General features: G+C 74.5%; 19 protein-coding genes. 13 read left to right on the top strand and 6 right to left on the bottom strand.

Annotation, left to right across the window (positions count from 1 at the left end):
• Window positions 1-21: 21 nt before the first annotated feature.
• From recR to ABZY44_RS08410, 6 genes are all read left to right on the top strand, one after another.
• Window positions 22-621 (top strand): recombination mediator RecR, encoded by a 600-nt coding sequence (recR, locus tag ABZY44_RS08435; RefSeq protein WP_215034995.1) that lies wholly within the window; start codon window positions 22-24, stop codon window positions 619-621.
• Window positions 614-1,261: a DUF5063 domain-containing protein gene (locus tag ABZY44_RS08430; RefSeq protein ID WP_356651267.1), complete on the top strand. Its 648-nt coding sequence runs from the start codon at window positions 614-616 to the stop codon at window positions 1,259-1,261. Before recR ends, ABZY44_RS08430 begins: the two co-directional genes overlap by 8 nt.
• A gap of 137 nt (window positions 1,262-1,398) precedes the next feature.
• Window positions 1,399-2,673: an aspartate kinase gene (locus ABZY44_RS08425; RefSeq protein WP_356651265.1), complete on the top strand. Its 1,275-nt coding sequence runs from the start codon at window positions 1,399-1,401 to the stop codon at window positions 2,671-2,673.
• Window positions 2,670-3,758, top strand: coding sequence for an aspartate-semialdehyde dehydrogenase (locus ABZY44_RS08420; protein ID WP_356651263.1), 1,089 nt, complete (start codon window positions 2,670-2,672; stop codon window positions 3,756-3,758). Before ABZY44_RS08425 ends, ABZY44_RS08420 begins: the two co-directional genes overlap by 4 nt.
• 186 nt (window positions 3,759-3,944) lie before the next feature.
• Entirely contained in the window at window positions 3,945-4,709 is a 765-nt protein-coding gene (locus ABZY44_RS08415; RefSeq protein ID WP_356651433.1) for a SigE family RNA polymerase sigma factor, read from the top strand.
• Window positions 4,706-5,851 carry a hypothetical protein gene (locus tag ABZY44_RS08410; protein WP_356651261.1) on the top strand — a complete coding sequence of 382 codons (1,146 nt, stop codon included), beginning with the start codon at window positions 4,706-4,708 and terminating at the stop codon, window positions 5,849-5,851. The genes ABZY44_RS08415 and ABZY44_RS08410 overlap by 4 nt, the downstream gene beginning before the upstream one ends.
• Here ABZY44_RS08410 and ABZY44_RS08405 read toward each other — a convergent pair.
• A complete protein-coding gene (locus ABZY44_RS08405) occupies window positions 5,820-6,647 on the bottom strand; it encodes an SURF1 family protein (protein WP_356651259.1) in 828 nt (275 codons plus the stop codon). The genes ABZY44_RS08410 and ABZY44_RS08405 overlap by 32 nt on opposite strands.
• A gap of 43 nt (window positions 6,648-6,690) precedes the next feature.
• Window positions 6,691-8,490: a prolyl oligopeptidase family serine peptidase gene (locus ABZY44_RS08400; protein WP_356651257.1), complete on the bottom strand. Its 1,800-nt coding sequence runs from the start codon at window positions 8,488-8,490 to the stop codon at window positions 6,691-6,693.
• 219 nt (window positions 8,491-8,709) lie between these two features.
• Between ABZY44_RS08400 and codA the strand changes: the two genes are divergently transcribed.
• Entirely contained in the window at window positions 8,710-10,032 is a 1,323-nt protein-coding gene (gene codA / locus ABZY44_RS08395; RefSeq protein ID WP_356651255.1) for a cytosine deaminase, read from the top strand.
• 10 nt (window positions 10,033-10,042) lie between these two features.
• Window positions 10,043-10,669, top strand: a complete 627-nt coding sequence (locus tag ABZY44_RS08390) for an HD domain-containing protein (protein ID WP_356651253.1) — start codon at window positions 10,043-10,045, stop codon at window positions 10,667-10,669.
• Window positions 10,670-10,771: 102 nt separating this feature from the next.
• Here the strand turns inward: ABZY44_RS08390 and ABZY44_RS08385 are convergent, their stop codons facing one another.
• Entirely contained in the window at window positions 10,772-11,218 is a 447-nt protein-coding gene (locus ABZY44_RS08385) for a DoxX family protein (RefSeq protein WP_356651251.1), read from the bottom strand.
• 245 nt (window positions 11,219-11,463) lie between these two features.
• Here ABZY44_RS08385 and ABZY44_RS08380 point away from each other — a divergent pair, with 245 nt between their 5' ends.
• The gene (locus ABZY44_RS08380) at window positions 11,464-11,856 is read left to right on the top strand and encodes an SHOCT domain-containing protein (protein WP_356651249.1); all 393 of its coding nucleotides are present in this window, start codon (window positions 11,464-11,466) and stop codon (window positions 11,854-11,856) included.
• A gap of 142 nt (window positions 11,857-11,998) precedes the next feature.
• On the opposite strand, the gene ABZY44_RS08375 is transcribed toward ABZY44_RS08380, so the two are convergent.
• Window positions 11,999-12,742: a sigma-70 family RNA polymerase sigma factor gene (locus ABZY44_RS08375; RefSeq protein WP_356651247.1), complete on the bottom strand. Its 744-nt coding sequence runs from the start codon at window positions 12,740-12,742 to the stop codon at window positions 11,999-12,001.
• Window positions 12,743-12,887: 145 nt separating this feature from the next.
• On the bottom strand, window positions 12,888-13,709 hold the full coding sequence (locus ABZY44_RS08370; protein ID WP_356651245.1) for a hypothetical protein: 822 nt from the start codon (window positions 13,707-13,709) through the stop codon (window positions 12,888-12,890).
• Between the two features lie 514 nt (window positions 13,710-14,223).
• Between ABZY44_RS08370 and ABZY44_RS08365 the strand changes: the two genes are divergently transcribed.
• On the top strand, window positions 14,224-15,375 hold the full coding sequence (locus ABZY44_RS08365; protein ID WP_356651431.1) for an MFS transporter: 1,152 nt from the start codon (window positions 14,224-14,226) through the stop codon (window positions 15,373-15,375).
• Entirely contained in the window at window positions 15,372-16,835 is a 1,464-nt protein-coding gene (locus ABZY44_RS08360) for a sugar ABC transporter permease (RefSeq protein WP_356651243.1), read from the top strand. Before ABZY44_RS08365 ends, ABZY44_RS08360 begins: the two co-directional genes overlap by 4 nt.
• Before the next feature lie 161 nt (window positions 16,836-16,996).
• Here the strand turns inward: ABZY44_RS08360 and ABZY44_RS08355 are convergent, their stop codons facing one another.
• Window positions 16,997-18,199: an acyl-CoA dehydrogenase family protein gene (locus ABZY44_RS08355; RefSeq protein WP_356651429.1), complete on the bottom strand. Its 1,203-nt coding sequence runs from the start codon at window positions 18,197-18,199 to the stop codon at window positions 16,997-16,999.
• Between the two features lie 402 nt (window positions 18,200-18,601).
• On the opposite strand from ABZY44_RS08355, the gene ABZY44_RS08350 reads away from it, so the two are divergent.
• Both ABZY44_RS08350 and ABZY44_RS08345 read left to right on the top strand, forming a co-directional pair.
• The gene (locus ABZY44_RS08350; RefSeq protein ID WP_356651241.1) at window positions 18,602-20,644 is read left to right on the top strand and encodes a CoA transferase; all 2,043 of its coding nucleotides are present in this window, start codon (window positions 18,602-18,604) and stop codon (window positions 20,642-20,644) included.
• Entirely contained in the window at window positions 20,641-22,404 is a 1,764-nt protein-coding gene (locus ABZY44_RS08345; RefSeq protein WP_356651239.1) for an AMP-binding protein, read from the top strand. The genes ABZY44_RS08350 and ABZY44_RS08345 overlap by 4 nt, the downstream gene beginning before the upstream one ends.
• Window positions 22,405-22,538: the final 134 nt, after the last annotated feature.

Here is a 22,538-nt window from a genome sequence, read left to right as displayed (position 1 = left end):
CGAACGAAAGCAGGCAGTCCGTTGTACGAAGGCGTGGTCCAGGACCTGATCGACGAACTGGGCAGGCTGCCCGGCGTCGGGCCCAAGAGCGCGCAGCGGATCGCCTTCCACATCCTGCAGGCCGAGCCCACCGACGTCCGCCGCCTCGCGCACACGCTGCTCGAGGTCAAGGACAAGGTCCGGTTCTGCGCGGTGTGCGGGAACGTGGCGCAGGAGGAGCGGTGCAACATCTGCCGCGACCCGCGCCGCGACCTGTCGGTCATCTGTGTGGTCGAGGAGTCCAAGGACGTGGTCGCCATCGAGCGGACGCGCGAGTTCCGGGGCCGGTACCACGTCCTCGGCGGCGCGATCAGCCCGATCGAGGGCGTCGGCCCGGACGATCTGCGCATCCGCGAGCTGCTGGCGCGGCTCGCCGACGGAGCGGTCACCGAGCTGATCCTGGCGACCGACCCGAACCTGGAGGGCGAGGCGACCGCCACGTACCTCGCCCGCATGATCAAGCCCATGGGCCTGAAGGTCACCCGCCTGGCCAGCGGGCTCCCCGTCGGGGGAGATCTGGAGTATGCGGACGAGGTCACGCTCGGGCGGGCCTTTGAAGGAAGGCGACTTCTCGATGTCTGACGCAACGCTGCACGCCCTGGGACAGGACCCGGACGATTTCGCCGCCTCGATCGCGGACCAGATCGGGTCGTTCATCGTCGCGGTCACCGAGGTGGCCAAGGGCGAGGACCCGGACAGCGCGGTGCCCTTCCTCCTCCTGGAGGTCTCCCAGCTGCTGCTGGCGGGCGGTCGGCTGGGCGCGTACCAGGACGTCCTGCCCGACGAGCGCTACGAGCCGGACCTCGGCCCGGAGCCGGACGTGGACGACCTGCGCGAGCGGTTCGCGCTGATGCTGGAGCCCGTCGACGTCTACTCGGAGGTCTTCGACCCCTACGAGCCGCGCAAGCCCCCCGTCCCGCACCGGATCTCCGACGACCTGGCCGACGTGGTGGCCGACCTGCGGCACGGCCTCATCCACCACCAGGCGGGCCGGATCACCGAGGCGCTGTGGTGGTGGCAGTTCTCGTACTTCACCAACTGGGGCCCGACGGCCTCGGCCACCCTGCGCGCGCTCCAGTCGCTGATCGCGCACGTCCGCCTCGACCAGCCGCTGGCCGCGCTGGAGGGCCTGGACACGGACGAGGACCTGACGGAGGAGGACCTCGCGGAGCAGGCCGGCCAGGTCATGGCCGAGGAACTCGGGGGTCTCGGCCGCGGCTAGGGGGTGTCCGGCCCCGTGCGCGAGTGCGCGGGAACGATTCCTTTGATCTTTTCGTCTCATGATGCGGTACGGGGCGGTCGGATCGCGGCCGCTCGTTAGACTGCACCAGCAAATGACGGACTGAGCGAGGAGCGCACGTGGGCCTTGTCGTGCAGAAGTACGGAGGCTCCTCCGTAGCCGATGCCGAGGGCATCAAGCGTGTTGCCAAGCGGATCGTGGATGCCAAGAAGAACGGCCACCAAGTGGTCGTCGTGGTTTCCGCGATGGGCGACACGACGGACGAGCTGATCGATCTCGCCGAGCAGGTGTCGCCGATGCCTGCCGGGCGCGAATTCGACATGCTGCTGACCGCCGGAGAGCGGATCTCGATGGCCCTGCTGGCCATGGCGATCAAGAACCTGGGCCACGAGGCCCAGTCGTTCACCGGCAGCCAGGCAGGCGTCATCACCGACTCGGTCCACAACAAAGCGCGCATCATCGATGTCACGCCGGGCCGTATCCGCACCGCGCTGGACGGGGGCAACATCGCCATCGTCGCCGGTTTCCAGGGCGTGTCCGCGGACAGCAAGGACATCACCACCCTCGGCCGGGGCGGCTCGGACACGACCGCCGTCGCGCTCGCCGCGGCGCTGGACGCCGAGGTCTGCGAGATCTACACGGACGTCGACGGAGTCTTCACCGCGGACCCCCGCGTCGTGAAGAAGGCGAAGAAGATCGACTGGATCTCCTCCGAGGACATGCTGGAGCTCGCCGCCTCCGGTTCCAAGGTGCTGCTGCACCGCTGTGTCGAGTACGCGCGCCGCTACAACATCCCGATCCACGTCCGCTCGTCCTTCTCGGGACTGCCGGGCACCTGGGTCAGCAACGAGAATCCGCAAGGGGCAGAGCAGGTGGAGCACGCCATCATCTCCGGAGTCGCTCACGACGTCTCCGAAGCCAAGATCACGGTCGTCGGCGTCCCGGACAAGCCGGGCGAGGCCGCGGCGATCTTCCGCGCCATCGCGGACGCCGAGATCAACATCGACATGATCGTGCAGAACGTGTCCGCCGCCTCCACGGGACTGACGGACATCTCCTTCACCCTCCCCAAGGCCGAGGGCCACAGCGCCATCGAGGCCCTGGAGAAGGCGAAGGGCACCATCGGCTTCGAGTCCCTGCGCTACGACGACCAGATCGGCAAGATCTCCCTGGTCGGCGCCGGCATGAAGACGAACCCGGGCGTCACCGCCTCGTTCTTCCAGGCGCTGTCCGACGCGGGCGTCAACATCGAGCTGATCTCCACCTCGGAGATCCGCATCTCGGTCGTGACCCGCCAGGACGACGTCAACGAGGCCGTCCGCGCCGTGCACACGGCCTTCGGCCTCGACTCCGACAGCGACGAGGCCGTCGTCTACGGAGGCACCGGACGATGACCGCGTCCCGGTCGACCCCGGCACCGGCACTCGCCGTGGTCGGGGCGACCGGAGCCGTCGGCTCCGTCCTGCTGCGGATGCTGTCCCAGCGGGCCGACGTCTGGGGCGACATACGCCTGATCGCCTCCTCGCGCTCGGCCGGCCGTCGGCTGACCGTCCGCGCCGAGGAGACCGAGGTGCTCGCCCTCACCGAGGACGCCTTCGACGGCCTCGGGGAGGGCGATGTCGCGCTCTTCCTCACCCCGGCCGAGGTCTCGGCCCGGTGGGCCCCCGTGGTCACCGCGCGCGGGGTCGTCGTCGTGGACCAGTCCGCGGCGTTCCGCGAGGACCCCGAGGTGCCGCTGGTGGTGCCCGACGTCAACGGGCACGCCGTACGGACGCGGCCGCGCGGGATCGTCGCCGGACCCGACTGCGTGACCGCCGCGACGACCGCGGCCGTGGGCGCGCTGCACGCCGAGTACGCGCTGACCGAGCTCGCCGTGTCCACGTACCAGGCCGCGAGCGCGGCCGGGCGGGCCGGATCCGAGGCGCTGCGCCGCCAGCTGTCGCTGGTCGCCGGAACCACCCTCGGGGAGCAGCCCGGGGACGTACGCCGCGCGGTGGGCGAGGACACCGGCCCCTTCGCTGCTCCGCTCGCGCTCAATGTCGTGCCCTGGTCCGGTGAGCTCCGCGAGGACGGCTGGTCCTCGCACGAGCTCGCCGTACGGGCGCAGACGCGGCGGATCCTCGACCTGGCGGAGCTGCCGGTGGCGGTGACCTGCGTCCTGGTGCCCGTGCTGGCCGGGCATTCGGTGACCGTGCGGGCCCGCTTCGAGGGCGTGGTCGACGCGGCGCGGGCCCGGGAGGTCCTGGACGCGGCGCCCGGGGTGGTCCTCGTTGACGACCCGGCGGCGGGTGAGTTCCCGACCCCGTCGGACGCCGCGGGGACGGATCCGGCCTGGGTGGGGCGGGTCCGGGCGTCGCTCGACGATCCGCGCTCGCTGGAGTTCTTCGTGTGCGCGGACAACCTGCGTCAGGGCGCTGCGCTGAACGCCACGCGAACCGCCGAACTGATCGCGGATGAATTTAGGCATTTCGCTTTGTAGGATCATCGGTGATCCCTTGACCAAGGTGATCGCCCCGACGGCCCGCGAGAGACGGGCCGGCCGGGGAGAGCCGTTACGCATGAGGGCAATGGGAACAACGCCGACAGGTCTTCCTCGCGCGTACAACCCTGATGGGGGGACGCGTGTCCAACTGGCGTGGCAGAAGCATTGCTGGACTTCCCCGTCATGCCGGTGCGTATCGGGACGATCCCGTCGCACCGCCGCTCCGGCGCGCCCGGCGGCTTCCCTGTGATGGTTCCCGTCCCGCCGCCCGTCCCGCCGCCGCCCGCCGTGACCGCGACCGCGCCCCCGGCGGCCCCGGGAGCTCCCTCCCGCAGTGGCCGCGTGCCCGGGCCCCGCGATAGCGCGGAGGCCGCGGGGAGCACCGCACCGGTAAGGGAAGCGGGCGCCGGCCGGGCCGACGCCACGGCCGTCGGCGCCGCGGAGGTGGTGGCGGGGACCACCGTCGACCACCTCACCGAGACCTACCAGGCCCACTACCGCTCGCTCCTCGGCCTCGCCGCGCTCCTCCTCGACGACACCGCCTCGTGCGAGGACGTCGTCCAGGAGGCCTTCATCCGCGTCCACTCGGCCCGCAGTCGCGTCCGCGACCGGGAGAAGACCCTGGCCTACCTGCGCCAGACCGTCGTCAACCTCTCGCGCTCCGCCCTGCGCCGCCGCATCCTCGGCCTCAAGCTGCTGTCGAAGCCGATGCCCGACATGGCGAGCGCCGAGGAGGGCGCCTACGACCTGCTGGAACGGGACGATCTCATCAAGTCCATGCGCGGACTGCAGCGCCGCCAGCGCGAGGTGCTGGTGCTGCGCTACTTCGCGGACATGACGGAAGTCCAGGTCGCCGACACGCTCGGCATATCACTCGGTTCGGTTAAGGCGTACGGATCGCGGGGCATTGCCGCGCTGCGTGTGGCGATGGAGGCTGCGCAGTCATGAACGAGGACGAGGACCGCAAGGTGAGCAGCGAGGAACAGGCGCTCCGGGACCTGATGCTCGGCGCCGTCGGGGGGATCAAGCCCTCGGCCGACGCACTGGAGCGGCTGCGGTACGCCGTGCCCGTGCGCCGGGCCCGCAAGCGGCAGACCCTCGTGGCCGCCGCGGCGGCCGCGCTGCTGGTGGGCACCGCCGTCCCGGCGGCCCTGCACGTGAGCGGAGCGCAGAGCGGTCCTGCCGACCACCCGGCCATGGCGGGTCATGCCCAGCAGGGCGGCAACCGGCAGGACGGCGCCTCCGACCCGCACCAGAACGGTGCCGGCACCGCCGCGCCGAGGCCCGTCAGGTCGCCGGGCGCCGAGCAGGGCGCGGGCGGCGCCCTCGGGGGCGCGGCCACCCCGCCCGACGCCTCCCTCCCGGGCGGCGGGGCGAACGCCGGCCCGACCGGCGGTTCGGTCGTCCTGCCCGGCGGTTCGGCGTTCGGCGGCGGCGTGATGCTGCCCCCGCCGGCCGTTCCGGGCGTGGCCACGTGCAGCCCCGAACAGCTCGGGGTGTCGGGCAGCGCCCGGCCCCCGGAGGCGGACGGCAAGGTCTACGGCAGTTTCAAGGTCACCAACGTCTCGATGCGGGGCTGTACGGCCGTCGGCCCGGACACCGTGACCGCCGCCCCGGCGGCGGCACCCGGCACCGGCAAGGACACCTCCGGGGCGCCTTCGGTGGCCGTCGTCGGCCACACCGCGGGCGATCCGGCGACGGGCCTGCCCGCCCCGTCCGCGGAGACACCCCTGGTGGTGCTCGCGCCGAACGCGGCGTACGAGGTCCGTTTCGCCTGGGTGCCGCCCCAGCAGGGCTGCCCGGCGCCGGCCGCGTCCACGGGGTCGAGCCCGACGCAGGGCGGCTCCTCGGGCACCGGTACGGGGCTGCGGACGGGAACCGGCTCGGGTGCGGAGTCCGGCGACGGCGTGACCAAGGACCCGGAGAGGCAGCCTGTGCCCGTGACCGATCCGGTCGCCCTGGCCGTGTCCCACACGCCCAGCACGCCGCTGCCGGGCGCCCCGGTCACGCAGACCACGATCCCCGACGCGTGCGGGGGGACGGTCTACCGGACGGGCGTCATCCCGCTGGCGGAGCCGCCGAGGCCGTAGCGGCGGAAGCCGTGGCCGCGGGAGCCGTGGCGGGGGCGGCCGGGTCCTCCAGCAGGCCCGCCTCCGCGTCCCGCAGGGTCTCCACCTCGCGCCGGTAGAGCCGGAACCACATGAAGAGCACGAACGCGGCGAAGACGAACCATTCGCCGGTGTAGCCGAGGTTCTGGAAGGCCTTCAGGTCGAGGCCGGTGTCGACCGGGGCCTGGGCCGGAACGGGGGTCAACCCGTCGGCCGGGGTCTGCACGGTCAGCCAGGCGTCGTACAGGCCGTACGGCACGATGTTGACGAGCGAGGCCGCCCCGATCACGCCGAGCTGCCCGGCCGGGAGCCCGCCCGAGGAGTAGACGCCCTTGCTGCTGGAGTTCTCCGAGGCCTGCAGCGCACCCGTCACCTCGACGCGCCCGGTCGGCGCGGCCGGTGCCCGGGCCGCGTCCGCGTCGCCCGGCAGCCAGCCCCGGACCACCGGGACGGCCTTGCCGGTGTCCGTCCTGAGCAGGGTCAGGACGTAGAAGCCGGACTTCCCGTCGAGCCGCCGCTCGGGGACGAGCAGTTGGTCGGCGTACTCCCCGGAGGCGGAAGCGAGCCGCCCGGAGGTGTTCTTGTCCACCGGGAGCAGCGAATCCAGCGGAACGGCCGGCCGGTCGGCGGGGCGTGCGCTGGTCGCCTCCTGGTGGCTGTCGACGCGGTCCTCGAACCGGCCGAGCTGCCAACTGCCCATGAAGAGGCAGAAGGGAACGCCGAGGGCGACGAAGACGTTGATCCCCCACCAGCGCGGGGTCAGGAGAAACCGGTGCACCCCACCACCGTACGGGGGGTGCACCGGTCCACGGGTCCCGGGGTCAGGCCCGGGGAAGGTGCTTCAGCGCGAAGTCGAGCTCCATGCGGACCTGCTTGATCCGCTCCTCGACGACCAGCGAGCCGTGCCCGGCGTCGTACCGGTACACCTCGTGCACCGCGCCGCGCGCGGCCAGGCGGCCCACGTAGTTGTCGATCTGCCGGATGGGGCAGCGCGGGTCGTTGACGCCCGCCGCGATGTGCACGGGCGCCCGAACCGCGTCCACGTACGTCAGCGGCGAGGAGGCCGCGAAGCGCTCCGGGACCTCCTGCGGCGTGCCGCCGAAGAGGGTGCGGTCCAGGGACTTGAGCGCCTCCATCTCGTCGTCGTACGCGCTCACGTAGTCGGCGACGGGCACGGCGGCCAGCCCCACCGCCCAGGAGTCCGGCTGCGTGCCGAGGCCCAGCAGCGTCAGGTAGCCGCCCCAGGAGCCGCCGGACAGCACGAGGCGCGCCGGGTCGGCGAGGCCGGAGGCCACCGCCCATTCCCGTACGGCGGCGATGTCCTCCAGTTCGATCAGGCCGACCCGGTGCTTGAGGGCGTCGGTCCATTCGCGTCCGTAGCCGGTCGAGCCGCGGTAGTTGACCCGGACGACGGCGAAGCCGTGGTCGAGCCAGGCCGCCGGCGTCGACGCGAAGGCGTCGCTGTCGTGCCAGGTGGGCCCGCCGTGGATCTCGAAGACGGTCGGGAAGGGGCCGTCGCCGCGGCCCGTGGGCCGCTGCGCGAGGGCGTGGATCCGGCCGCCGGGGCCCTCCACCCACACGTCCTCGACCGGCACCGAGCCGGGCGCCCGGAAACCGGGCGGGTCGAGGACGACCCCGCCCGCCGTCGACCGGACGACCGGGGGTTCGGCCGCCGAGGACCACTGGTACTCCACCGAGCCGTCGGGCCGCGCCGTCGCACCCGAGACCGTGCCCGGAGGCGTGTCCAGCCGCACCAGCGTCCGTGCGGCCAGGTCGTAGCGCAGCAGCTCGCTGCGCGCCGCGTGGCTGTGCTCGATCAGCAGCGCGGACCCGTCGGGGTACCACTCGGCACCGACGTCGCCCGGCAGCTCGACGGCCAGCTCCTCCTCGGCGCCGGTGGCCACGTCCCACACCAGCGGCTCCCAGCGGCCGCGCCGCTGGTGGCAGACGAGCAGCCGGGTGTCGCCCGCGACGGGCGCGAAACCGAGCACCGCGAGACCCAGCTCCACGGTGCCGCCCTTGGAGTCGTCCAGCTCGGCGACGGTGTCGCCGTCCAGCGTGAGCACGCGCAGTGCGGAGTGCATCGCGTCGCCGTGCTCGGTGTGCTCGACGGCGAGCAGGGTCCCGTCGCGGGACAGGTCCCCGACACCGGCCGATTCGAGGTGCCGGTAGACGACGGTGGGCGCCGTCCCGTCGGGCCGCACGACGTGGATCGTGGTCCCCTCCTCGTCGGTGGACCGCCCGACGACGTGCGTCCCGTCGCGCCCGATGGCGAGCCCGGAGGGGTACGCGGCCTCGAGCCCGGGAGCGGCCGGCTCGTCGGGGCCGCCCGCGAAGGGCTGGCGGACCCAGGTGCCGAACTCGTCGCCGTCGGTGTCGGAGAACCACCAGATCCACTCCCCGTCGGGGGAGAGGGCGCCGTCGGTGGTGCCGTTGGGGCGGTCGGTGACCTGCCGCTGCGATCCGGTGGCGCGGTCCCAGGCGTAGATCTCGTAGGTCCCGGTCGCATTGGAGACGAAGATCGAGCGGTCGGGCGCGTCCTCGGCCCACTCGGGCAGTGCTACGCGGGGAGCCCGGAAACGCTTCTCCCAGTCGGGCATGGCGGCATTGGCGTCAGTCATGGCCCCCATGTAACCCGATGGGCCGAGGCGGCGGCGGGGCCGAACGGGCGCACGGGGGCCCGCGTACGAGGTTCTGCGGCCCCCCTCGGCGCCAGGCGGCCGCGGACGGCCTGCCACGGCCGGCCGGCCTGCCGAGTCGGGCCGCGGGCCGGGCCGCGGTCGTCGGAGCCGGGTCGTCGGAGCCGGGCGGTCGGAGCCGGGCGGTCATAGGGTGACGTCATGCGGATGATCGTCCGGGGTGCCCGGCTGCTGCACATCGAAGGCCTGCACGACGTCGAGGTCGCGCCGGACGGCCGGATCGCGCGCGTGATCCCGTACGACGACCAGAAGGAACCGCCTGCGACAGGGGTACTGATCGAGGCCCACGGCGGTCTCCTCAGCGCCCCCTTCGTCGAGCCGCACATCCACCTCGACACCGCCCTGACGGCCGGGGAGCCGCGCCCGAACGCCTCCGGGACCCTCTGGGAGGGCATCGCCTGCTGGAGCGAGCGCAAGCGGACGCTGACCCGCGAGGACGTCGTCGCGCGGGCCACCGAGGTACTGCGCTGGCAGGCGGCGCAGGGCGTCCTGCACGTCCGTACCCACTGCGACGTCACCGACCCCGCCCTGACCGCGCTCGACGCGCTCCTGGAGGTCCGCGACCGGGTCCGCGACGTCATGACCCTGCAGATCGTCGCCTTCCCGCAGGAGGGCATCGTCTCCTTCCCCGACGGCGAGACGCTGCTGCGCGAGGCGGTCCGGCGCGGCGCGGACGTCGTCGGCGCGATCCCGCACTTCGAGGACACCCGTGAGGACGGCGTGGCCTCGCTGGCGCTCGCCTTCGCGCTGGCCGAGGAGCAGGGCCTGCGCGTCGACGCGCACTGCGACGAGATCGACGACGAACAGTCCCGGTTCGTGGAGGTGCTGGCGGCCCTCGCGCTGCGCTCGGGGCTGCGCGAGCGCGCGACGGCCTCGCACACGACGGCCATGGGCTCCTACGGCGGTGCGTACAGCCTCAAACTCCAGCGGCTGCTGTCGCGTTCCGGGATCAACCTCGTCTCCAACCCCTTCGCCAACCTCAACCTCCAGGGCCGTTTCGACGCCTATCCCAAGCGGCGCGGCCTCACGCAGGTCAAGGAGATGCTGGCGGCGGGCGTGAACGTGGCCTTCGGCCACGACGACGTGATGGACCCCTGGAACGCGCTGGGCACCGGCAACCCGCTCCAGACCGCCCTCGTCGGCATCTACGCCGCCCAGCTGACGGGGGCCGACGAGGTCCCGGTCGCCTTCGAGATGGTGACGGAACGGGCCGCGCGGGTACTCGGCCTGGGGGCGGGCGAGTACGGCATCGCGGAGGGCGCCCCGGCCTCCTTCGTCCTCCTGCCGGCCGATTCGCCCACCGAGGCGGTCCGCCGCCAGGTGCGCCCGCGCTACGTCGTCTCGCGCGGCACCGTCCTCGCCGAGACCCCGGCGGCTCCGGCCCGGCTGCTGGCCTGGCCGGGCGAAACGGGCCCGTCGGAGGTGGACTTCACCCGCCGGGCCCCTTCCCGGCCGCGGGACTAGGCTGACGGGCATGACTCCTCTGACTCCTGCGACCCCTACGGCACCGGCCGCATGGACGGTTGACACCCCGTCCGGCCGGGCCGCCCGGGAGATCGCGGCCGAGTACGCCGACGCGGCCCTGCTGAACCACTCCGTCCGCTCGTACGCCTTCGCGGCCGAGTACGCGGACCGCCACGGGCTCTCGTACGACCGGGAGCTCCTCTACGTCAGCTCGCTCGTGCACGACCTCGGTCTGACGGCGCCCTTCGACAGCCACACCCTGCCCTTCGAGGAGGCGGGCGGCCACGTGGCCCGGGTCCTGACGGCGGGTCTGGGCTGGCCCGCGGAACGGCGGGCGCGCGCCGAGGAGATCATCGTCCTGCACATGCGGGACGACGTCACGGCCGCCGAGGACGTGGAGAGCCACCTGCTCCAGGTCGGTACGAGCGCGGACGTCTCCGGGCTGGGCCTGGCCGACTTCGACCCGGCGTTCACGGCCGGACTGCTCGCCGAGTACCCGCGCCTGGGCTTCGGCGACGCCTTCTTCGCGCTGGTCGCGGACCAGGCCGTGCGCAAGCCGCAGTGTGCGGCGGCGGCCTACGTGGCGAGCGGGGCGAAGGAACGGATCGCGGCGAACCCGCTGGACCGGCAGGTCTGACGCCCGGGCCGCCGCGGCGGCCCGTCGTTCCGGCCCGCCGTCCCGGTGTGCGGGCGGCGGGCCGGTCCCGGCCCCGGTTTGGTTTTCCCGTTCCGGTTCCGGTCAGAACAGTCCCAGCGCGTTGTCCAGGGACCAGACCTGCCATCCCACCGCGAAGAACGCGGCCACGGAGATCAGGGCCATCATCAGGTTCTGCCCCTGCTCGCCCCAGTCGTGGATCATCAGGACCAGGTAGATCAGGTTGAGCAGCAGCCCGGCGACCAGGGCTATCGGGGTCAGGAAGCCGACGACCAGACCGAGCCCGAGGGCCAGTTCCGCGTAGGCGACGAGGTAGGCCATGAAGCGCGGATAGGGCTTCACGACGAGGTCGAACCCGCGGGTGACGAACCCCCAGCGGTGTTCGGCGGCCACGCCCGCCGCCCAGCGGATGCCGCCCCCGCCGAACCAGTCCTTCTTGTCCTTGTGCCGCCAGCTCTCCAGCCACCACAGCCCGAGCCCGATCCGCAGAACGGCGACCCATTCGGGCCCGCCGAGCCAGATGGTCTGCATCCCCGGTTCCTTCCCTCGCGTATCCCTGACGAAGTACCTGACGATCCGTCAGTTTCAGGGAAGGGGCACCGCGTGGCAAGGGGTTGGGGGATCGCGGGGGCCGCTCGGCGGTGTGCGAGGGGGAGGGTCCGTCCGCCGTTGACCGCACGGGTGCGCGCCCGCCGAGGCCGTTGCCCCGCGTGCGGATCACATCGCCTGACGGTATGACTTGACCTGCCCCTTATGTGACCCCGATGGGAGTGCGCATGGACGACTATCCGCTGCTCAACCTGTTCTGGACGATGCTCTACCTCTTCCTGTGGGTCGTGTGGTTCTTCCTGCTGTTCAAGGTGATCACGGACCTGTTCCGGGACCACGAGCTGAACGGCTGGGCGAAGGCCGGCTGGCTGATCCTGGTGATCGTGCTGCCGTACCTCGGAGTCTTCATCTACCTCATCGCCCGCGGCCGCAGCATGGGCGAACGGGACATGAAGCAGGCGCGGGAGAATCAGCAGGCCTTCCAGGACTACGTCCAGAAGGCGGCGGGCGGTCCTCAGCACAGTCCGGCGGAGGAGCTCGCCAAGCTGTCCTCCCTCAAGGAGAAGGGCGACATCACCGCGGAGGAGTACGACAGGGCCAAGGCCAAGCTCCTCGCCTGACCTCGGGACCGCTCCTCACGCCCACGCCCACGCCCACGCTCCACCCCACCCCACATGCCCCACGCCCGCGCCGGTGCGCGAGCCGGCCGCACGGCGAGCGGGGGCGGGACCGTCCGCGGTCCGGCCCCCGCTCGGCGCGGGGTCAGGCGCCCGCCGCCGCGAGGGCCGGTTCCGGGCGTCGCGGCCTCGGGAGCGCGGCCGGGGCCTCGGCGTCCGTCAGCAGGTCGATCAGCGAGGAGCGGGCCCGGGCCACGCGCGAGCGGACGGTGCCGATCGGGACGCCGAGCATGACGGCCGCCTCGGCGTACGGCAGCCCCAGCAGCTGAGTGAGGACGAAGACCTCGCGGCGCTCTGCCGGGATGGCCGCCAGGAGCTCCGCGAGGGCGACGCCGTCCTCGAAACCGGGGAGGTCGCGTGGCTGCGTCTGCTCGGCGGCGGCCTGCCAGTCGTCTCTGTCGGCGATCTTGGGGCGGGCCGCCTTGTGGCGCAGGCTGTCCACCACGGTCCGCCGGGCGATGGAGAGCAGCCAGGTGCGGGCGGAGGAGCGGCCCTCGAAGCGGTGGAGGCTGCCCAGGGCGCGCAGGAAGGTCTCCTGGGTGAGGTCGTCGGCGGCCTGCGGATCGGCGCTGAGGTAGGCGACGTAGCGGCGTACGTCGCGGTGCAGGGCGCGTACGAACTGGTCCACCGCGCCGGGATCGCCGGCGCGCGCGGCCAGGGCGAGGAGGGTGACCGCCTCGTCGGGGCCCGCGGTGTGGCGAGCGGTGGCGGTCGCGGTGGTGGTGGCGGGCGCGGTGGCGGTAGTGGTGGCCGTGGCGGCGGGTGCCGTCGCCACGCTGGTGGTGACGGGCGTGGCGGCGGTCGGACGGGTGAGCAGGGCAGGAGTCATCGCCTGAGGTCCTTCGGGGAATCCCGGAGATCCGCCGGCGCGCTGCGGGCGCGGCGGGACCGGTGAACGGGTACGGCCTGCCGGACGGCATGACCGATGCCCGAGGCGCGGGGCGTGGGCCCGTCGCGCGTCGGGGAGCCGGCTGTCAGATGACAGCGGTCCCGTGAGGCGGACCCCGTGAGGTGAGGGCGTCGGCGAGCAGGAGCCCGCGCGGCACCCGGGCCCGGAGGTCCCGGCCGAAGCGGACGCGGGGGCGGTGCGCGGGCGCGGGCAGGCGGAAGAACAGCCGCAGCGGTACGAGGAGGCGGGCCGCGACGGCGCGCAGGACGCGGAACGCGCCCCGTTCCCCGTACGCGAGCCAGAGGCCGCAGAACAGGGCCGCGAGGAGGTGGACGGCGAGCATGCCGACCGGTGACATGGCACCGGAGTCGTGCCCGGCGGACATCGGCATGGGCATGGCCATCGGCAGGGGCATCGCCATGGACGGTGCCGTCGGCATCGCCCCGTCTGCCATCGTGCCATCGGCCGTCATCACGCCGTCGGCCATCGCGTGGACGGCGTGCAGGGCGTGCTGCGCGTGGCCGCCGCCCCCGCCCGCCGGGGCGGGCGGCTGCGGAAGGAGGGCGGGCGGGGCACAGAGAACGTACTGCGCCCACCGCCGGGCGAGGGCCCCGGGACCGGCGGAGCCGCCGGGGCCCGACGCGACCGTCGCCGCGGCCTGGGCCAGCGCGAACGCGCCGTGCAGGGCGGCCTGGACGCCGACGGTCGCGGCGGTGACGGCCGCGAGCCCGCGCTCACGGCCGGCGAGCAGCCAGCCCGCCGCGGAGGTTCCGGCGAACGCGGCCGCCATCGTCCACCACGGGACGGAGGTCCCCGACATGAGGACGTGCCCGAGGGAGGAGAGCAGCACGCAGGTGGCCGCGAACATCGCGGCCCGTAACGCGCGGCAACATCGACCCGGAGTCATGGCGGGGTCATCGTTACACCCGACCCGGCGGCGGCGACAGGGGGCATCAGGACTTCCCATGAGCTGACGAGCGCGGTGCTAGCGCGGCGCGAGCGGTGTGTGGCGCACGACACAACGGGTACCGGGAACTGCGGAGTTGACCCATCCGACTCCTGTGCCGGACCGAAGGGCCGACGGTGGGAACGGAGCGGTGATGGGGGGACGGAGCGCGGCCGCGGGGCGGCCGGGGCGGCCCGGCGGGCGCGGGGAGCCCGGGGGAGTGAGCGGGACCGGCCCGGGTGGTGCGCTGGGTGGTGCGGACGGTCCGGGTAGTCCGAATGGTGTGCGTGGTGTGCGTGGTGTGCGTGGTGTGCGTGGTGTGGGCGGTTCGGGTGGCGCGCGTGGCGCGGTCGGCACGGTGGGTTCGGGTAGCGCGGGGGGTTCGGCCGGCGCCGGTGCCTTGGCCGCCGCTGGCGGCCGGGCCGGTACGGTCGCTGTCGCGGAGGGCAGTCTCACGGCGCTGCTCACCGCCGCCATGGCCTTCTCGATGCTGCAACTGTTCCTCTTCGGCGCGCTCGGCCCGCGGCTGGTGGGCGAGTTGGGGGTTTCCCCGGCCGTGCTCGGACTCGCGACGACGGTCGGCTTCGGGACCGCGGCCCTGCTGTCGCCGGTCGGCGGCCGGCTCGTGGACCGGATCGGTCCGCGGCGCTCCCTCGTCCTCCTGCTGTCGGTGTCCGCGGCGGCCCTCGGGCTGATCGCCTGCGCCCCCGGAACCGGTTTCCTCCTGGCCGCCGTGGCGCTGGGCGGTCTGCCCCAGGCCCTGGCCAATCCCGCCACCAACAAGGCGATCCTCGCCACCGTGGCCCCCGACCGGCGGGGACCGGTGACCGGCATGAAGCAGTCGGGCGTCCAGCTCGGGGCCTTCACCGCCGGCCTGCCGCTCGCCGCGCTGGCCGGAGGCATCGGCTGGCGCGGGGCCGTGTGGACGGCCGCCGCGACCGCCGCGCTGGCGGCACTGTGGACGCTGCGGACCCTGCCCGCCGACCCCGCGCCGAAGGCGCCGCCGCCCCGCTCCCCGCTCGTCCCCCGGGGGCCCATCGCCTGGCTGGCGGTGTTCTCCCTCTTCCTGGGCTGCGGGATCGCCTCGGTCAACACCTACGTGGCCCTGTTCGGCGCGCAGCGCCTCGGCATGGGGCCCACGGCCGCCGGAGCCCTGGTCGCGGTGCTCGGCGTGGCGGGCATCGGCGGCCGGGTGGGCTGGTCGAAGGCGGCCCGGCCCGGGCGCGCCGAGTGGCTGCCGGGAGGGCTGGCGGCCGGCGCGGTGGGCGCGGCGCTCCTGCTGGCGGCGGCGCTCGCCGCGCACCCACTGGTCTGGGCGGCCGCGGTGGCGGTCGGGGCGTTCGCCGTGTCGGCCAACGCCGTGTCGATGGTGCTGGTGATGCAGCGTTCCGCCCCCGGCCGGGCCGGGCAGGACTCCGCGCTCGTCGCCGCCGGCTTCTTCACCGGATTCGCCGCGGGACCGCCCCTCTTCGGGCCGCTCGCGGACGCGGGCCGGTACGGGGCGGGCTGGCTGCTGGTCGCGGCCGAGTTCGCGCTGGCCTGCGCGGTCGCGACGACGTGGGCGGTACGGGAGCGGCGCGCGCGTGGCGCGGCCGGGGCCGCCGGGGCCGCCGGGGCTGGGGCATGAGCGGGCCGGAGTGGGCGCGGCGGGCGCTGGCGGAGGTACTCGACCGGGTCGCCGTCACCGCGGCCGAAGCGGGGGAGCGGTTCCCGCTGTACGCCGACCCGGACACGGGCCGTTGGACGACCACCGGCCGGGGTTCGTGGGCCGGCGGCTTCTGGGCGGGGCTCCTGTGGCTGCGCGCCCGGCACACCGGGGACCCGGCCGACCTGGCCGCGGCCTCCGCGTGCACGGCGCGGCTGGCCCGCTGGGCCGACGCCGACACGTCGACGCGCGGGCTGATCCTCTGGTACGCGACCGCGCCGGCCGCCGGTGACGCCGGGGCGCGCGAGCTCCGCGGCCGGGCGGCCGAAGCCTGCCTGGCGGCATTCGACGCCGAACTCGGCCTGGTCCCCTGGGGATCCGCCTTCGGCGGCCCCCGCCTGCTGGCCCGCGTCGACGGCGTACCGGGCATGGTCCCGCTCCTGGCCGAGGCCGGCCCGGCCGGCCCCGCCGCAGCCGCCTCCCACCTCGAACGCCACCTGACCCTCTGCCTCCACCCCACCCCTCCCGAAGCCCGCCCCGTCTCCGGCATCCGTCTCGCCTCCGAAGCTCGCCTCGCCTCCGAAGCCCGCTCAGCCTCCGAAGCTCGCCCCGCCTCCGACGCCTGCCTCGGCTCTCCCGAGGAGCGCCCCGCCTCCGAAGCCCGCCCCCTCCTTGCGGCACCGGCCCCCATACCAGCCCCGGTTAACGCGCCGGGTCCGGCTCCGGCTCCGGCCCCGCCTTCGGCCCCGGACCTGGTCCCGGCTTCAGTTCCAGCCCTGGCCGCGGCTCCGGTCGGTTCGCCTTCGGTCCCGGCGCCCTCTCCGGGCCCAGGACCAGTCCACCCCCCGGCGCCCGGCTCGGCCCGGGGCCCCGACCCGGGTCGGGGCGGCCCTGGCCAGGAGCCTGGCCGGGGTCGCGCGCCGGGGCCGGGTCTCGTCCCCGCCTGGAGTTTCGAGGCCGGCGTGGGCTGGCGGGCGTGCGAGGATCCGCCTGCGGGCTGGAGTCGGGGTCGCGCCTGGCTGCTGCTGGCGCTGGCCGACGTACTGCACCGGCCCGCCGTCGCGGAGCGTCTGCCGGACAGTCCGCGGGAGATCGCGGAGCGGCTGGCGGAGGCATGGGCGGGCGCGGGCGCGGAGCTCGTTCCCCCGGCCGACGAGGCGCGGCCCGAAGGCCCGTTGGACACGTCCGCCGCCGCCGTGACGGCCGTGGCGCTGCTGAAACTCGCCCGCCTCCCGGGCCCCCGGAGCGCGGACCACGCGTACCGCGCGGCCGAGATCCTGAAGCGGCTGGTCGAAGGCCACCTTTCACGGGGCAGGCTGCTGGACGGCTGCTACGACGCGGGGAAGGGCGCGGCCGTGCGCCACGAACTCGTGTGGGGAGACTTCTTCCTCGCGCTCGGCCTGGCCGAACTCACCGCCCTGATCGACATCCGGGACGTGTGATCCCGGCCGTCCCCACCCTTCCCCGGCGCCCGTCGTCCCCACCCTTCCTGGCGCCCGTCGCCGACGCCCTTCCCCGGCGCCCTTCCCCGGCACCGGTCGCCGCACCCCTCCCCGACACCCGTCCCCGCCCTCTGTGTCGCGGAGCGCCCCGCACCGCCTCCCTATCCCCCGGGCCGCGCCCCGTACGGACGGAGGACGCGCCGCGCCACCGACGTGATGTGGAGTTCGTCGGGGCCGTCGAGGATCCGCGCCGCGCGGCCGGAGCGGTAGAGCGCGGGCAGGGCGGTGTCGGGGCCGAGGCCGGCCGCGCCGTGCACCTGGATGGCCGAGTCCGTCACCTGCTGGAGCATCCGCGCGGCGGCCACCTTCGCCAGACCCACCTCCACGTGCGCGTCCAGCCCCGCGCTGATCCTGGCCACGGCCTCGTGGACGAGCGGCCGGGTGGTGCGCAGGGCGAGCAGCGCCTCGAAGACGTGCTGCTGGACGAGCTGATGGCCGCCGAGCGGCCCGTGCGATCCCGTACGGGAGCCCGCGCGCCCGCACATGAGGTCGAACGCGCGCTGCGCCTGGCCGAGCCAGCGCAGGCAGCGGAGCGTGCGGCCCAGCTGGAGCCGCTCCCCGGCGACGGCAAGGGCCCGACCCCGTTCGCCGAGGAGGTGGTCGGCGGCCACCCGGACCCGGTCGAACTCGATCTCCCACTGCCCGGACGCCCCGAACACGGGCAGTTCGCGCACCACCCGGAACCCCGGCGCCGAGGTCGGGACGACGAGCAGCGAGAGACCCGTACGGTCGCCCGGCTCCCCGTCGGTGCGGACGAGGACGGTGACCAGGTCGGCTTCGGCGGCGTGCGAGGTGAACCACTTGCGGCCGCTCACGGACCAGCTCCCGTCGGCCTGTTCGACGGCGCGCGTGGCGGTGAGCCAGGGATCCGTGCCCGGCGTGTCCGGCTCGGTCATGGCGTAGCAGGCGCGCAGTTCGCCGGCCGTGAGTCGCCCGGGATACAGGGCGCGCACCCGGTCGCCGCCGTGCCGCATCAGCATCGTGGCATCCAGCAGCGGCGCCGATCCCAGGGCGGCCGGCCCGTGATCGCTCGCCCCTTCGGCCTCGGCCAGCAGCGCGTACTGCGGCAACCCGAGTCCCTGGCCGCCCAGTTCGACGGGGAGCGGGAGCGCCCACAGGCCCGCCGCCCTGGCCTGGGCCTGAAGCTCCCGCAGCGCCGCCGCCGCCGGCGGGCCGCCCGCGTCCAGTACGGGCTCACAGGGGACCACCCGCTCCCGTACGAACGCGGCGACCTGGTCCCGCAGTTCAGCGTCCGCAGGGTCGCCGCATCCAGGCCCGCCACCCGCAGGTTCCCCGTTCTCCAGGGCTCCGCCCTCCGGGCCTCGTCCTGCCGGGCCTCGTCCCTCCGGGCGTCGACTCTCCGTCACTCGGCTCTCCACCACTTTCCTCCAGCCCGCCGGGAACCCGGGGGAACGACGGTCCGACTGTCTTCCCGTGGAGCTGGTCGGGTGCGCCGCCCCCTTGGTTCCCGCGTACGGGACCACCCCGTCGGCCCGCCGACGGATCGGCGCGGCAACCGACCAGCGCGGCAACCGACCAGCGCGGCAACCGACCAGCGGTCCAGCTGACCAGCACTCCAGCTGATCACCGCATCGAAAGATCAACGCATCAACGCATCAGCGGACCAGCCGATCAGCGGATCGACCGACCAACGGATCACCTGCGGTTCCGGCCCACCCCGCCGGACCGCTGGAAAGAGGAGAGGCATGACGTCACCAGCCGTCACCCGGACCGCGCGGCCGCTCGACGGCATGCGCTTCACCGCCGGGGGACCGCCCGCGCTGACCGGCCCGGTGTCCGAGCACCTGAGGCTGCTCGGGGCCGCCGCCGACGAGGAACCGGCCGCCCACCCCGCCGACCGCACGGCCCGCATCACCCTCACCGACGCGGCCGCCCCCGACGCGCGGGCCGCCGCGACCCTCGCCTGGTCGGCGGTCCCGGCGGCCCCGGGTACCCCCGAGGCCGGCGGCGTCGTCGATGAGGCGACCGCGCAGGCCGCCGCCGGCATCATGGCCGTCCACGGTCGCCGCGACGGCGTCCCGCGCGGCCTCGCCGCCGACTACGCCGTCACCGCGGCCGCCGTACTCACCACGCAGGGGCTGCTCGCCGGCCTGCTGGCCCAAGCCCGCGGCGCCGACCGGACCGCCCGCCCGGCCACAACCACACCCCGGGCCACAACCCCACCCCAAGCCACAACCACACCCCGTGCCGCGGCCACGGTGACGGCCGTCGAGAGCACTGCGCACACGTACGTGGACCGGGCCGCGCTGCTGGTCGTGTCCCAATACCTCGCCGCGACCGGAGCCGACGAGGGCGAGGCCGCCGAACTGGCGCCGGGCGGGCCGCCCTTCACCGCCGCCGACGGCACCCTCTTCGAGCTGGAGACCCTCGATCCAGGAGCCTGGGCCGGGTTCTGGCGGGCCCTGGACGCCCCCGCCGACGCGCTGCGCGCGGGCTGGCGGCCCTTCCAGTTCCGGTACGCCACCGGCTGTGCGCCCTTCCCCCAGGCCCTGCACGCCACCACCCGCGCCCACGGCTGGCAGCGGATCCGGGACGCCGCGGCCGCCTCGGGGGCCGAGGTCTGCCGGATCCGGAGCCTCGCCGAGCGGGCCGCCGAACACGACGGCGCCGCCCCCTGGACCCTGACCCCGTACGACACCGGCCAGCAGCTCCACCCGCTGGAGCCCCGGCACCCGCTCAGGCCCCTCCACCCGCTCCTCTCGCTCCACACCCTCCCGGACGCGACACCGCCGCACACGACGGCCCCGCACGCGACGGCCCCGCACGCGACCCCGACGACGGAGCCCACCCAAGCCCGACCGCTCGCGGGCCTCACCGTCCTGGAAGCCGGCCGCCGCATCCAGGCGCCCCTGGCCGCCCACCTGCTGGGCCTCCTCGGCGCCGACGTCCTCCGGATCGAGCCGCCCGGCGGCGACCCGCTGCGCGGGATGCCGCCCGCCTGCTCGGGTGTCTCCGCCCGCTGGCTGGCGCTGAACCGGGGCAAGCGGGCCGTGGAGATCGACATCAAGTCGCCCGCCGACCGGCTCCGGCTGCGCGACCTGGCCGCCGGGGCGGACGTCTTCCTGCACAACTGGGCCCCGGGCAAGGCGGCCGAGCTGGGCCTCGACTCCGAGGACCTCGCGGCCGTCAACCCCGGGCTCGTCTACGCGTACACCAGCGGCTGGGGGACGGGCGGCCGGATCTCCGATGCCCCGATGGGCACGGACTTCATGGTGCAGGCCCGCACCGGCGTCGGCGAAGCGGTCCGCCCCGACGGCGAGCCGCCCGCCCCCTCCCTGATGACCCTGCTCGACGTACTGGGCGGCCTGCTCGGCACCGAGGCGATCCTCGCCGGCCTGCTGCTGCGCGAACGCACCGGGCGCGGGGTGCGCGTCGACTCCTCACTGCTCGGCGCCGCCGACGTGCTCACCGCTCCGGCCCTGAGCCGGTCCCGGCACGGCGGCAGGACCCGCCGGCCAGCTGGTTTCCGTACGCCCCTGCGCACCGCCGACGGCTGGATCGCTCCGGCCGACGCGGACGCGGCCGTCTGTGCGGCGGCGGCCGCCGCGCAGGGCCTCGCGGCCCTGTCCACCGAGGACGCCCTACGCGAGCTCCGGGCGCGCGGCCTGAGCGCGACCGCCGTCACCACCGACCTGGCCGACCTCCACCACGACCCGCGCTTCGCCGGCTCGATCAGCCGGGACGCGCACGGTGCCCCCGCCGTTCCCGACCCCTGGAGCCACGCATGACCGTCGCCCTGCACGACCTGCTGCCCGCCGGCCTCCGCCGCTCCTGGGCGGTCGACGGCACCTGTCCGGACCTCGACCTCTACAGCCTCTTCCGGGCCCGCCAGATCTCCGACCTGCACCACACCGCGATCATCGATGCCAAGGGCAAGCTCTGCTACACCGCCCTCGACCGCAAGGTGCGGTGTCTGGCCACCGGCCTCGCGGGCCTCGGCATAGGGCCGGGCGACGTGGTCGGGGTCCAGCTTCCCAGCGGACGCGACGCCGTCATCGCCGACCTGGCCCTGGCAGCCCTCGGGGCGGTGGCCCTGCCCTTCCCCGTCGGGCGCGGCAGCCAGGAGGCCCGCTGCCTGCTGCGCCGGGCCGAGGCCGTCGCGGTCATCGCGGCCGTGGAGCACCGCGGCAGCCACCACGCGGCCGACCTGCGGGACCTGCGGGACCGGGCGGGCGAACTGCCCGCACTGCGCCACGTCATCGCCGCCGGGAAGGGCGGCACGGCCCCTGAAGGAACGATTCTGCTGTCGGCGCTGCTGCGCTCGGACCCGGCCGCGTTCGTCCCCGCCCGGCCCGATCCCGACAGCGCCGCCCGCATCCTGGTGTCGTCCGGCTCGGAGTCCGAGCCGAAGATGATCGCCTACTCCCACAACGCCCTCGCCGGCGGCCGGGGCAACTTCCTCGCCTCGCTGATGCCCGACGGGACCCGGCCGCGCTGCCTCTTCCTCGTCCCGCTCGCCTCCGCCTTCGGCTCCAACGGCACCGCCGTCACCCTCGCCCGGCACGGCGGAACCCTCGTACTCCTCGACCACTTCACGCCCGAGGCCGCCGTGGCGGCGGTGCGCGCGCACCGGCCCACGCACATCCTCGGGGTCCCCACGATGATCCGGATGATGCTCGACCGGCTGGAGGTTGAGGCCGAGGCCGAGGCAGGGGCGGCCGCGGAGACCACGGGAGGGTCCGAGTCCGCGTACGCGGCCCCGGACGCGGCCCCGGGCGCGGGAGAGTTCACCGCCGGCCGGCTCCCCGCCCCCACCGCCGTGATCGTCGGCGGCGCCCCTCTCGACGAAACCACGGCCGAGAGCGCGAGCCGCGCCTTCGGCTGCCCGGTGGTCAACCTCTACGGCTCGGCCGACGGCGTCAACTGCCATACCGGACTGGGCTCTGCCCACCCTGAGGCCGACTCCACGGGCATCGCCGCCGGCCGTCCCGACCCCCGCGTCGCCGACATCCGCATCGTCGACGCCGAGACGCACGCGCGGCTCCCCGACGGCGAGGTCGGGGAGATCATCGCGCGCGGCCCCATGACCCCCATGTGCTACGTCGCCTCGCCCGATCTGGACGCCCGCTACCGCACCCCCGAGGGCTGGGTCCGCACCGGAGACCTCGGTCTCCTGGACGAGGAGGGCGTCCTGCACGTCGTCGGCCGCCTGAAGGACATCGTCATCCGCGGGGGCGCCAACATCAGCCCCGCCGAAGTCGAACGCGAACTGTCCTCCCACGCCCAGGTGCGCGACATCGTGTGCGTCGGCGTACCGGACGAGGTGATGGGGGAGCGCCTCGCCGCCTGCGTGGTCCCGCGCGGCGCGCAGGACCCCACCCTCGGCTCGCTGGGCGACCACCTCACGCGGCGCGGCCTCGAACGGCGCAAGCACCCCGAGCGGCTGCTGCTCCTGACGGAGCTGCCGCTGACCCCGGCGGGCAAACCCGACCGCGCAGCCCTGCGGGCACGCCTGGCGAGGGTCGCGGTGTCCGCGGCTACGGCTTGAGCGACGGCCACGCGAACGCCGGCGGGGCGGCCCGGTAGGTGCCCCCCCCCCCCCCCCCCCCCCCCCCCCCCCCAGGGGACAGCGGGGTGGTGGGGAAAAGAGTTGTTAATGTGGGGTTATTATAAGGGGTGGGC

This window comes from Streptomyces sp. NPDC006544, from assembly GCF_040611715.1.
Classification (GTDB): domain Bacteria; phylum Actinomycetota; class Actinomycetes; order Streptomycetales; family Streptomycetaceae; genus Streptomyces.
The sequence above is the reverse complement of the archived record's forward strand: the minus strand, read 5'-3'. Positions and strand labels throughout refer to the sequence as shown.

Excerpts from the sequence above, each read along its gene's own strand:
- ABZY44_RS08430 (WP_356651267.1), top strand. The coding sequence starts at position 614 with ATGTCTGACGCAACGCTGCACGCCCTGGGACAGGACCCGGACGATTTC.
- ABZY44_RS08420 (WP_356651263.1), top strand. The coding sequence starts at position 2,670 with ATGACCGCGTCCCGGTCGACCCCGGCACCGGCACTCGCCGTGGTCGGG.
- ABZY44_RS08415 (WP_356651433.1), top strand. The coding sequence starts at position 3,945 with ATGCCGGTGCGTATCGGGACGATCCCGTCGCACCGCCGCTCCGGCGCG.
- ABZY44_RS08410 (WP_356651261.1), top strand. The coding sequence starts at position 4,706 with ATGAACGAGGACGAGGACCGCAAGGTGAGCAGCGAGGAACAGGCGCTC.
- ABZY44_RS08400 (WP_356651257.1), bottom strand. The coding sequence starts at position 8,490 with ATGACTGACGCCAATGCCGCCATGCCCGACTGGGAGAAGCGTTTCCGG.
- codA (WP_356651255.1), top strand. The coding sequence starts at position 8,710 with ATGCGGATGATCGTCCGGGGTGCCCGGCTGCTGCACATCGAAGGCCTG.
- ABZY44_RS08390 (WP_356651253.1), top strand. The coding sequence starts at position 10,043 with ATGACTCCTCTGACTCCTGCGACCCCTACGGCACCGGCCGCATGGACG.
- ABZY44_RS08385 (WP_356651251.1), bottom strand. The coding sequence starts at position 11,218 with ATGCAGACCATCTGGCTCGGCGGGCCCGAATGGGTCGCCGTTCTGCGG.
- ABZY44_RS08380 (WP_356651249.1), top strand. The coding sequence starts at position 11,464 with ATGGACGACTATCCGCTGCTCAACCTGTTCTGGACGATGCTCTACCTC.
- ABZY44_RS08375 (WP_356651247.1), bottom strand. The coding sequence starts at position 12,742 with ATGACTCCTGCCCTGCTCACCCGTCCGACCGCCGCCACGCCCGTCACC.
- ABZY44_RS08370 (WP_356651245.1), bottom strand. The coding sequence starts at position 13,709 with ATGACTCCGGGTCGATGTTGCCGCGCGTTACGGGCCGCGATGTTCGCG.
- ABZY44_RS08365 (WP_356651431.1), top strand. The coding sequence starts at position 14,224 with ATGGCCTTCTCGATGCTGCAACTGTTCCTCTTCGGCGCGCTCGGCCCG.
- ABZY44_RS08360 (WP_356651243.1), top strand. The coding sequence starts at position 15,372 with ATGAGCGGGCCGGAGTGGGCGCGGCGGGCGCTGGCGGAGGTACTCGAC.
- ABZY44_RS08350 (WP_356651241.1), top strand. The coding sequence starts at position 18,602 with ATGACGTCACCAGCCGTCACCCGGACCGCGCGGCCGCTCGACGGCATG.
- ABZY44_RS08345 (WP_356651239.1), top strand. The coding sequence starts at position 20,641 with ATGACCGTCGCCCTGCACGACCTGCTGCCCGCCGGCCTCCGCCGCTCC.